The sequence below is a fragment of the Streptomyces muensis genome (genome assembly GCF_021474425.1).
Taxonomy (GTDB): Bacteria; Actinomycetota; Actinomycetes; order Streptomycetales; family Streptomycetaceae; genus Streptomyces; species Streptomyces muensis.
Genome location: NZ_JAKEIP010000277.1, coordinates 1 through 10,327 on the forward strand (window position 1 = coordinate 1; position 10,327 = coordinate 10,327).

At 70.7% G+C, this 10,327-nt stretch carries 8 protein-coding genes; 3 read left to right on the forward strand and 5 right to left on the reverse strand.

Translation table 11 applies throughout. The features are described 5' to 3' along the window. Together L0P92_RS37270 and L0P92_RS37275 are read left to right on the forward strand one after the other, a co-directional pair. Nucleotides 1-1,324: mannosyltransferase YkcB-related protein (locus tag L0P92_RS37270; RefSeq protein WP_505016555.1), on the forward strand; the 1,324-nt coding region annotated here is incomplete at its 5' end. Between the two features lie 201 nt (nucleotides 1,325-1,525). Next, nucleotides 1,526-2,335 (forward strand): endonuclease I family protein, encoded by an 810-nt coding sequence (locus L0P92_RS37275; protein WP_234767501.1) that lies wholly within the window; start codon nucleotides 1,526-1,528, stop codon nucleotides 2,333-2,335. A gap of 80 nt (nucleotides 2,336-2,415) precedes the next feature. Here the strand turns inward: L0P92_RS37275 and L0P92_RS37280 are convergent, their stop codons facing one another. Both L0P92_RS37280 and L0P92_RS37285 read right to left on the reverse strand, forming a co-directional pair. Continuing rightward, entirely contained in the window at nucleotides 2,416-5,175 is a 2,760-nt protein-coding gene (locus L0P92_RS37280) for a serine/threonine-protein kinase (protein WP_234767502.1), read from the reverse strand. Continuing rightward, on the reverse strand, nucleotides 5,162-5,518 hold the full coding sequence (locus L0P92_RS37285) for an effector-associated constant component EACC1 (protein WP_234767503.1): 357 nt from the start codon (nucleotides 5,516-5,518) through the stop codon (nucleotides 5,162-5,164). Before L0P92_RS37285 ends, L0P92_RS37280 begins: the two co-directional genes overlap by 14 nt. A gap of 159 nt (nucleotides 5,519-5,677) precedes the next feature. Here L0P92_RS37285 and L0P92_RS37290 point away from each other — a divergent pair, with 159 nt between their 5' ends. Beyond that, nucleotides 5,678-5,923 carry a hypothetical protein gene (locus L0P92_RS37290; RefSeq protein WP_234767504.1) on the forward strand — a complete coding sequence of 82 codons (246 nt, stop codon included), beginning with the start codon at nucleotides 5,678-5,680 and terminating at the stop codon, nucleotides 5,921-5,923. Here L0P92_RS37290 and L0P92_RS37295 read toward each other — a convergent pair. From L0P92_RS37295 to L0P92_RS37305, 3 genes are read right to left on the reverse strand one after another with little or no spacing between them, the layout of a single operon-like run. Then, nucleotides 5,913-7,601: a thiamine pyrophosphate-binding protein gene (locus L0P92_RS37295; protein ID WP_234767505.1), complete on the reverse strand. Its 1,689-nt coding sequence runs from the start codon at nucleotides 7,599-7,601 to the stop codon at nucleotides 5,913-5,915. The genes L0P92_RS37290 and L0P92_RS37295 overlap by 11 nt on opposite strands. Next, on the reverse strand, nucleotides 7,598-8,578 hold the full coding sequence (gene speB, locus L0P92_RS37300) for an agmatinase (RefSeq protein ID WP_234767506.1): 981 nt from the start codon (nucleotides 8,576-8,578) through the stop codon (nucleotides 7,598-7,600). Before speB ends, L0P92_RS37295 begins: the two co-directional genes overlap by 4 nt. 54 nt (nucleotides 8,579-8,632) lie before the next feature. Next, nucleotides 8,633-10,108, reverse strand: coding sequence for a sodium:solute symporter family protein (locus L0P92_RS37305; protein WP_234767507.1), 1,476 nt, complete (start codon nucleotides 10,106-10,108; stop codon nucleotides 8,633-8,635). Nucleotides 10,109-10,327 lie beyond the last annotated feature (219 nt).

A 10,327-nucleotide genomic window follows, 5' to 3' on the forward strand; every position in this document is an offset into this window, starting at 1 on the left:
GGGCGGGGGCGGTGGGTTCTCCGGGACCGCCGGGATCGGGCGGCTCTTCAACGACATCCTCGGCGGCCAGATCTCCTGGCTGATCCCCTTCGCGGCCATCGCCTGCGTCGGTGGACTCGTGCTGTGCGGGCGCGCCCCGCGCACCGACCTCACCCGTGCCGCGCTGCTGCTGTGGGGCGGCTGGACGGCCCTGCACTACCTGACCTTCGCCATGGCCGAGGGCACCATGCACCCGTATTACACGACCGCGCTCGCCCCGGGCATCGCGGCGCTGTGCGGCGGCGGTGGTGTGATGCTGCTGCGCGCGTTCCGCTCCGACAGGCGGTGGGCGTGGGTGCTGCCGGCGGGGCTTGCCGTCACGGCCGTCTGGGCGGTCGTACTGCTGCGGCGGGCCTCCGGCTGGAACACCTGGCTGTGGCCGGTGATCGCCGTCGTCATGGCGCTGGCGATCGTGGGGCTGCTCGTCTTCCGGTCCGCGTCGGGGAACCGGCTGCGGCTGCTGGCGGTTTCCGTGACGGCGGCGATCGTCGCCGCGGTGGCGGGCCCGGCCGCGTACGCCTGGTCGGTACCGTCCGGTTCGGGCGGCGGCATGGGCGGTACGAACCCGACGGCCGGGCCCTCGACGGGGAGCGGCTTCGGCGGCGGCGGTCCCGGTGGCGGCCAGGGTGGCTTCGGCGGCGGTCGGATGCCGGGAGACGGCGCTCAACAGGGCGGCGGGAACAGCCAGGCCGACGGCCAGGCCGGGCCGAACGGACAGCAGGGCGGCTTCCCGGGCGGGCAGCAGCAGGGGCAGGATGGCCAGAACGGCCAGAACGGCCAGGCTCCCGGCGGCACCGGCGAGTTGGGCGGTACGCCACCCAACGGCACCGGCATGGGCGGCGGCGGTGGCATGGGCGGCGGCGCGAGCAGCGAGCTCATCGCGTACCTCAAGAAGCACCAGGACGGCGCCAAGTGGGTGCTGGCGGTGTCGAGTTCGCAGAGTGCCGCGCAGCTGATCCTCAGCAGCGGTGAGCCCGTCATCTCCATGTGGGGCTGGTCCGGCAGCGACAAGGCGATGACGTTGGCCAAGCTCAAGGAGCTGGTGAAGAACGGCGAACTGCACTACATCCAGCTCGGTGGCGGCGGCATGGGCGGCGGCCCCGGCGGCGGCAGCACCGTCAGCTCCGAGGTCACGGCCTGGGTGCAGAAGAACGGGACGGCGGTGAAGGAGAGCGACTACAGCTCGGGTTCCTCCTCCACGTCGCCCACCTCATCCTCATCCTCGTCCTCGTCACAGAGCAACCAGTCGACCGTCTACCGCCTGGACCCGTCCGACGTCAGCTGACCCCCGACGAGTCCCACCCCTCCGCCGAAACGGCCCCCGGCCCACCCACCAGGGGCCGTTTCGGCGTCAACTAACACACTCATGCCCCGATTTGCCGCTCCCCGTCACCCAATGGACACGTGCAAGCCCTCGACACCACCGCATGTCCATGCCACTCTCCCGTTTGCCGCCTTCATTCAACCCGCGTAGATGGGACCCCACATGCCGGCGACACACATACGCCACCGCCGCTGGAAGTCCGTGGCGCTGACGACCGCAGCCGTCCTGGTCGGCCTCACCACCCCGGCGCTCATGGCCTCCCCGGCCGCCGCGACGACGACGGAGTACGACGACACGTACTACGCCGACGCGATCGGCAAGACCGGTACGGCCCTGAAGGACTCGCTGCACACGATCATCAGCGACCAGACGAAGATCTCGTACTCGGCGGTCTGGAACGCGCTGAAGGCCGCCGACCAGGATCCGAACAACAGCAACAACGTGATCCTGCTGTACAGCGGCGTCTCCCGCAGCAAGTCCCTCAACGGCGGCGACCTCGGCGACTGGAACCGAGAGCACACCTGGGCCAAGTCCCACGGCGACTTCGGCGAGGCGATCGGCCCCGGCACCGACCTGCACCATCTGCGCGCCTGCGACGTCCAGGTCAACAGCATCCGCGGCAACCTGGACTTCGACAACGGCGGCAGCGCCGTCACGAACGGCGGCGGCAGCACCGTCGACTCCGACTCCTTCGCGCCGCGCGCCGCGGACCGGGGCGACGTGGCCCGCATGATCCTCTACATGGCCGTGCGCTACGAGGGCGACGACGGCTTCGCCGACCTGGAGCCCAACGACAGGGTCGGCAACGGCTCCAACCCCTACATGGGCAAGCTCTCCGTCCTCAAGGCGTGGAACGAGGCGGACCCGCCGAGCGCCTTCGAGGAGCGCCGCAACGAGGTCATCTACGACTCCTACCAGCACAACCGCAACCCGTTCATCGACCACCCGGAGTGGGTCGAGGCGATCTGGTAGACGCGGCCGACGGGCTCGGCTTGCCTCCATGCGGGAGGGAAGCCGAGCCCATCGCGTCCGGCGTCGCAGCCACGTTCGCCTCAGATGCGTTTGAAGCAGACCGTGTAGGCGATCTTCGGGAAGTCGCTCGACCGCCATGTGGTCCAGCCGTACGAACCGCAGTAGGAGACGTTGTAGTACTGGGACGAGCGCCCGACGACGCTGACGTTGGCCTGGGAGCACGCGGCCGTCTGGAAGTCCGTGCTCTGCCCGGAGCCGGTCATCAGCAGGCAGGAGCCGACGGGCGCCCGGGCGGCCGCGTTGGGGAAGTTCATCGCGAGACACTGCACGACGTCGAGCTCGTCCCACTTCGTCGTCGTGGTGAGGGTCTGCTCGACACCGGAGTACGACTCGCAACGGGACTTGTCGCTCGTGCCGGTCAGCCGTGCCTTCACCGTGAAGTTGCCGGTCCGGCACCCCTGCGCGGACCAGTTGCTGCCCCGGGCGTTGGGGCCGTAGACGCAGTCGCCGGGCTCCGCGTGATAGGCGCTGCCGTTCTGGTAGGTGAGACAGAGCACGCGGTTCACATAGGAGTTGCTGACGGAGTAGTCGGTGTCGGCGACGTCGGAGCACTCGCTGGTGTCCGAGGTGCCGTCGAGTGCCTGGGCCACCTTGAAGACACCGGCCGCGCAGTCGGCGAAGCGCAGGTCCGGCTTGGTGTACGTGCCGTCGTTGGCGAGGCAGTCGCCGGAGTCCGCCGTCTCCATCAGGCTCGTCGGGCTCGGTGACTCGGTCGGCGTCGGTGTGTCGGCCTCGTCGGTCGTGGGATCGTCCGCCGGTTCGGTCTCCTCGGACGTGTCCGGCTCGGTGTACGAGGAGGTGTACGACGTCGGCGGCGTCGAACCGCCCTGGTCGTCGCCGTCGTCGCCCCCGGCCAGTTGCCCCGGCAGCCAGATCAGGAGGACCGCGCAGACCACGGCGAGTACGGCGATGAGCGCGCCGCGCGCCTGCTGGTTGACGGGCGGGGTGGGCGGCGGCGGGGGCGTGATCACGATCCCCGGGCCCAGGTCCGGCCCGGCGGGCCCGTCCGGCGGTGTGAAGGGCGGGGGCTGCGGCTGCTGCGAGGGCCGGGGGACGTCGGCGGCCTGCATGAGGCGGCGCAGTGCCTGGTTGCGGGAGTGGATCGCGGGGGCGGCCATCCGGACGGGCAGATAGGCGCCCGGGGTGACGGGTCCGGCCGCGGCCGCGCAGATCTCCACCACCTCCGCGGCCGTGGGGCGTCGGTCGGGGTCCTTGGCCAGGCAGCGCTGGACCAGGACACGGACCTCCGGGCTCAGTCCGCTCAGGTCGGGCTCTTCGTTGGCGATGAGGTGGATGATGCCGAGCGGGTCCTCGGCCTGGAAGGCGTCCTTGCCGGTGGCCAGGAAGTAGATCGTGGCACCGAGGGTGAAGATGTCCGACTTGGCGGTGATCGACCTGCGGCCCGTGGCCTGCTCGGGCGACCGGTAGGCCGGGGTGCCCAGTTGTACGTTCGTCCGGGTCATCAGGGTGGCCGCGATGGACTTGGCGATGCCGAAGTCGATGACCTTCGGGCCGGTCTCGTCGAGCATGACGTTGGCGGGCTTCAGATCCCGGTGCACGGCGCCGGCCTCGTGGATGGCCCGTAACGCGCGGGCTATGCCGGAGGCGATCAGCAGGACGTCCTGGCCGGGTAACGGGCCCGCCTCCCGCACGAGTTCGAGCAGCGAGGGCCCGCACACGTACGTGCTGGCCAGCCAGGGTTCGCTCGCCCGCGGGTCGGCGTTGACCAGTTGGGCGACATCGCTGCTGCGGACCCGCTGGGCGACCTCGATCTCGCGGGGGAAGCGGTCCGCGAACTCCTGGTCCTGGCCCAGCTCCGCCTTGAGGACCTTGACGGCGATCGGCTGCCCGCCGGGGGTGAACGCCAGGAAGACCTGGCCGGCGCCGCCCATGCCGAGGCGCGCGTGCAGGACGTAGGGGCCGACCTTGTGCGGGTCGCCCTTCTTCAGCGACTCGTAGCGGAACTCCTCGCCGCCGCGCAGCGCCACCTGACCGCGTACGAAGAGGAACTGGTCGGGCCGGCCGCTGTAGAGGAGATCCGGCACCGGCGGGTCGTCGGCGTTCTGGATGCTCGCCTCGCGCAGCCGGCGTCTGACGTCGTCGTGGAGGTTGGCGACGGTCGCCCCGAGGGACTGCTCGCCGTGTGCCTCGCGGACCGCTTCGGCGAGGGACTTGGTGAAGTAGGTCAGCCCGCCCTTCCGGTCCTCGAAGTAGGTCAGCTGCGAGCGTCCGCAGGCGGCCCAGATGTAGGTGCCCGCGCCGCGCGCCGGGGTGGCGCTGTCGGCGTAGGCGGTGACGTTGGCGGCGGGTTCGGCGTACCGGGTGGCGATGCCGGCGCAGCAGCAGTCCAGGATGAAGATCTTGATACGGGCGTTGCTGCGCTCTATCTGCTCGCGCAACTCGCGGAACCGCAGCGAGGTCAGCGAGCGCTGTGTGGCGTCCTCGCTGGTGTCGGTCAGCGCGAGCCCGAGGTCGAACCGGCCGTTGCTGCGGTGCAGCAGCTGGCCGTGGCCGACGTAGTAGAACAGCAGGACGTCGTCGACGTCGTCGATCAGCCGGACGATGTCCCTGAGCACCTTGTTGCTGTCGCGCTGGTTCTGGAACGTCTTGACGCGGTCCTTGGGCCATTCGCCGGGCCCGGTCAGCAGGCCGCGCATCTCCTTGAGACTCTGGAGGGCCGCGGGCATGGGCCTGCGGTCCTCGAAGCCGGCCGTGTACTCCGACGTCCCCAGCAGAATGGCGCGCGACCGACCGAAGTCGATGTCGTCACGCAGGGTCATCCGGGGCCTCCGGCGTCGCCTCCAGGGACTTGGCCGTCTCGATGACGTCCTTGAGGACGGCCTGCGCGTCGCGGCCGGTCACCTTGAAGCGCCGGTCGCCGACCTCGATCTCGATGTCCGTGGTCTGCGCGCCGATCCACACCTGCAGCGCGTGCACCGCGACGACGAGGGGACCGCCCGCGGCACACGCCACCGCGAGGAAGTCCCAGACCGTGCCCTGGCTGTTGGGTGCGGCCGGCCGTGCGACCGCCTGGACCGCGACGCCCTGGTGCCCGGCCATCCACTCGCGCAGGCTCTCCAGTTGCTCGCCGCCGCTCAGAAAAACGCGAAGTTCAACCGTCATAGTGCAGTGACACCGCAACTTCCCCCGGACAGTAGATGCACAGGAGACTAGACGGGCCCCCTGGTGCCGTCCAGACGATCGGCCGATCAGCCCCGGACGGCCAGGTCACCACCTGTACAGCGGAATGACCTGTGCCGACCCGATGCCGTTGACCCGGCTATGAAGAAGATCGGCGCGCTCGCCGCGCTCACCATGGCAGTCCTCGTCATCGCCACCCCGGCCCACGCCGACGACGGCGACCGGGGCCGTGTCACCATCGCCGGCTACACGGCCCCCAACCTCTGCAGGCAGGCGCTCGCGCTCGTCCCGATGGCGGCGCCGTGGACCGGCCCCGCGGTGGACGACGCCTGCTACAACCGCGACCACAACAAGATCGAGCAGGGCTCCTGGGTCATCATGTCGTGAGGTGCGTCGGCGCGAACATCCGCAGCACCGCCGGGAGGACGACCACCGACGGGCCGCGGGTCTGAAGCGCCTTCGCCAGGTCCGCCTCCAGCGTCTCCGGGGTCGTACGGGTCCCGGGGACGCCGAACGACTCGGCCAGGGCCACGTAGTCAGGACGCGTCAGCTCGGTCGCCGTGGCCTGGCCGAAGGCGTCCGTCATGTACTCGCGCAGGATGCCGTAGCCGCCGTCGTCGACGATGAGCCAGGTGACGTCCAGGTCGTACTGGCGGGCCGTGGCCAGCTCGGCGATCGAGTACAGGGCGCCTCCGTCGCCGGACACCGCGAGCACCGGGCGGGTCGGGTCGGCGGCAGCAGCGCCGAGCGCCGCGGGGAAGCCGTAGCCGAGGCCGCCGGCGCCCTGGGCGGAGTGCAGGTGGTTGGGGCCCTTGGCGTCGAAGGCCGACCAGGCCCAGTAGGCGAGGATCGTCATGTCCCAGAAGGACGGGGAGTCGGCGGGCAGGGCGCGCCGGACCGCCGCCAGCACGTCCTGCTCCAGGGTGAGTTCCTGGGCGCCGATCCGCTCCGACACCTTCCCGAGCACCTCACGCACCCGCTCCGGCGCCGTGACGTCCTCCCGCTCCGACACCGTCTCCAGCAGCGCCTGGAGCGCGAGGCGGGCGTCGGCGTGGATGCCGAGCGCCGGGTGGTTGGACTCCAGCTTGCCGAGGTCGGCCTCGATCTGGATGACCCGGCCGCGTGGCTTGAACGTGTGGTAGTTGGAGGAGAGTTCACCCAGGCCCGAGCCTACGACGAGGAGTACGTCGGCGTCCTCCAGGAAGTCCGTGGTGTGCCGGTCCTCGATCCAGGACTGCAGGGACAGCGGGTGCGTCCAGGGGAAGGCGCCCTTGCCGCCGGGGGTCGTGACGACCGGTGCCTGGAGTGTCTCCGCCAGCTGACGGAGCTTCTTCGAGGCGTCGGCGCGGACCACTCCGCCGCCCGCGATGATCGCCGGGCGGGCGGCGTGGGACAGCAGGTGGGCGGCCAGTGCCGTCAGTTCGGGGCGCGGCGGCAGCTCGTCGGGGAAGGCGTCGCCGCCCGTCACCACCGGGATCGAGGTCTCGGCCAGCAGCACGTCCTGCGGGATCTCCACCCACACCGGGCCGTGCGGGGCCGTCAGCGCCGACTTCCAGGCCGCCTCGATCGCGGAGGGGATCTGGGACTGGGTGCGGACCGTGTGGACGGACTTCACCACGCCCCGGAACGACGCCGCCTGGTCGGGGAGTTCGTGCAGATACCCGTGCCTGCCACCGCCCAGCCCCGCCGTCGGGATCTGGCTGCTGATCGCCAGTACGGGCGCGGAGGCCGCGGCCGCCTCCTGGAGGGCGGCCAGCGAGGTCAGCGCGCCCGGGCCGGTCGACAGCAGCAGCGGGGCGGCCTCGCCGGTGATCCGGCCGTAGGCGTCCGCCGCGAAGGCGGCGTTGTTCTCCACCCGCAGCCCGATGTACCTGAGGTCGGAGCGGCGCAGCGCGTCGAACATGCCGAGCGCGTGCTGGCCGGGCAGCCCGAAGACGGTCGTCGCGCCGAGCCCGGCCAGCGTCTCCACGACCAGGTCTCCGCCGCTTCGACCGGCGGGAGGGTTCAGTGCGGCGGCGGTCTGCTCCTCCGTCGGGCGGAGCACCAGGTCGTGGTCGTGGGTCACTTGCCCTCGTTCTCCTCACGGGCCGCCGCGATCTGGCGGGACATGATCGTGGTCAGTTCGTACGCCGTGTGGGACGCGGCCACCGACGTGATCTCGGCGTGATCGTACGCGGGCGCCACCTCGACGACGTCGGCGGAGACCAGGTTGCAGGATGCGAGGCCGCGCAGGATCTCCAGCAGCTCGCGCGAGGTCATGCCGCCGGCCTCGGGGGTGCCGGTGCCGGGGGCGTGGGCCGGGTCGAGGCAGTCGATGTCGATGGAGATGTACAGGGGCCGGTCGCCGATGCGCTGGCGGAGCTGGTCGGCGACCTCGTCGGCGCCGCGCCGGTAGACGTCGGCGGAGGTGACGATGCCGAAGCCCATCTTCTCGTCGTCGGTGAGGTCCTGCTTGCCGTACAGCGGGCCGCGGATGCCGACGTGGGAGAGGGCCGAGGTGTCGAGGATGCCCTCCTCGACCGCGCGCCGGAACGGCGTGCCGTGGGTGTACTCGGCGCCGAAGTAGGTGTCCCAGGTGTCGAGGTGGGCGTCGAAGTGGAGCAGCGCGACCGGGCCGTGCTTCTTGGCGACCGACCGCAGCAGCGGCAGCGCGATGGTGTGGTCGCCGCCCAGGGTCATCAGCCGGGCGCCGGTGCCGATCAGGTCGTCGGCGGCGGCCTCGACGGTCTCGACGGCCTCGTTGATGTTGAAGGGGTTCACGGCGATGTCGCCGCCGTCCGCGACCTGCGCGAGGGCGAAGGGGGAGGCGTCCTGCGCCGGGTTGTACGGGCGCAGCAGCCGGGACGCCTCGCGGATCGCGTTGCCGCCGAAGCGGGCGCCCGGCCGGTACGAGACCCCCGAGTCGAACGGCACGCCGACCACGGCGACATCGGCGCGGCCGACCTCGTCGAGGCGGGGCAGCCGGGCGAAGGTGGCGGGTCCGGCGTACCGCGGGATGCGGGAGGAGTCGACGGGGCCGCGGGGGGTCTCGTTGCCAGTCATCGTGAAATGCCTTCTTTCCTACGCTTCGTCGCGTATGTACTTCTGCCTGTGACTCTACTGGGGAGCCGGCACCGGTTCGGACACGAGTTCGGGGTCCCGCCCGGCGAGGCGCTCACGCCAGGCGGCGAGTACGGCCGCGTCGGTCGGCCTCGTCATCAAGGAGACGGCGATGTAGGCGGCGAGGGAAGACAGCAGCCCGTAGTAGACCGGTTCGTTGGCGAGGATGCCGTGGGTCGCCATCAGGACGATCACGGCGACGCCGCCGACGACGACCGAGGCGAGCGCGCCGTACACGGTCCCGCGCCGCCACAGCAGCCCGCCGAGGATCGGCACGAGCAGTCCGCCGACGAGCAGGTTGTAGGCGACGGTCAGCGCCTCGACGACGTTGTTCAGCGCGATGGCCGTACCGATGACGGCGAGGCCCATGAGGAGGATGAAGGCACGGTTGCCCTTGACCTCGTCGTGCTGGTCCCCCGAGTCCGATGCGCCCGACGGCCGGACGGCGCCGCGCAGACGTGACCAGATGTCGTTGTTGGCGACGGTCGCGCAGGCGATGAGGGCGCCGGAGGAGGTGGACATCACGGCGGCGAGGGCGGCGGCCAGCACCAGGCCCCGTACGCCGACCGGGAGTTCGTCCTTGACGATGGTCGCGAAGGCGTCGTCCGCGCTGCCGAGCCTGGGGTAGAGCACCTTGGCGGCCGTACCGATGACGGCGCCGGCGAGGGCGTAGACGAGACAGTAGGTGCCCGCGACGGTGCCGCCCCACTTGGCGGTCTTGTCGCTGCGGGCGGTGAAGACGCGCTGCCAGATGTCCTGACCGATGAGCATGCCGAAGGTGTAGATCAGGACGTAGGTGAAGATCGTCTCGCCGCCGATGCCCAGCGGGTCGAAGTACTCGGTCGGCAGCTGGGCCTTCATCTCGCTGAACCCGCCGGCCTTGACGACGGCGATGGGCAGCAGGAGCAGCAGCACTCCGACCGTCTTCACCACGAACTGCACCATGTCGGTGAGGGTGATCGACCACATGCCGCCGAGCGTCGAGTAGGCGACGACGATCGAGCCGCCGAGGACGATCGCGACCGTGCGGTTCATGTCGAAGAGGACGTCGAAGATCGTGGCGTACGCGATGGTCGACGTGACCGCGAGCATGAGGGTGTACGCCCACATGACGACACCGGAGATGACGCCGGCCCGGCCGCCGTAGCGCAGGTCCAGCATCTCGGAGACGGTGTAGACCTTCAGGCGGGCGATGCGGGCGGAGAAGAAGACGGAGAGCGCGAGGAGCCCGAGGCCGATGGTGAACACCATCCAGGCGCCGGAGAGGCCGTACTGGTAGCCGAGGCCGACGCCGCCGATGGTGGACGCGCCGCCCAGGACGATCGCCGCCATGGTGCCGGAGTACATGGTCGGGCCGAGCCGGCGGCCGGCCACCAGGAACTCGCTCTTGGACTTGGCGCGGCGCATGCCCCACCAGCCCATGGCCAGCATGCCGGCCAGATAGACGACGATGACGGTGTAGTCGACGGCCATGTGGAGGCCTCCTTCGCGAACATCCCGGTGGCGTGTCGTGCAGATGGGGGTGGGGACGTCGGCAGCGGCTCGCGGGGACATCCGCCCGTACCCGCGGCTGCCGGTCTGGAACGACAGTAGGTGGCCGGAAAGTGACTGCGAAGTGTACGTTTCATCCATCTGAGGCTGCGCAGCTGGAGGAAACGCACACATGCCGGACCCTGCCGTTCCGCCCACCCC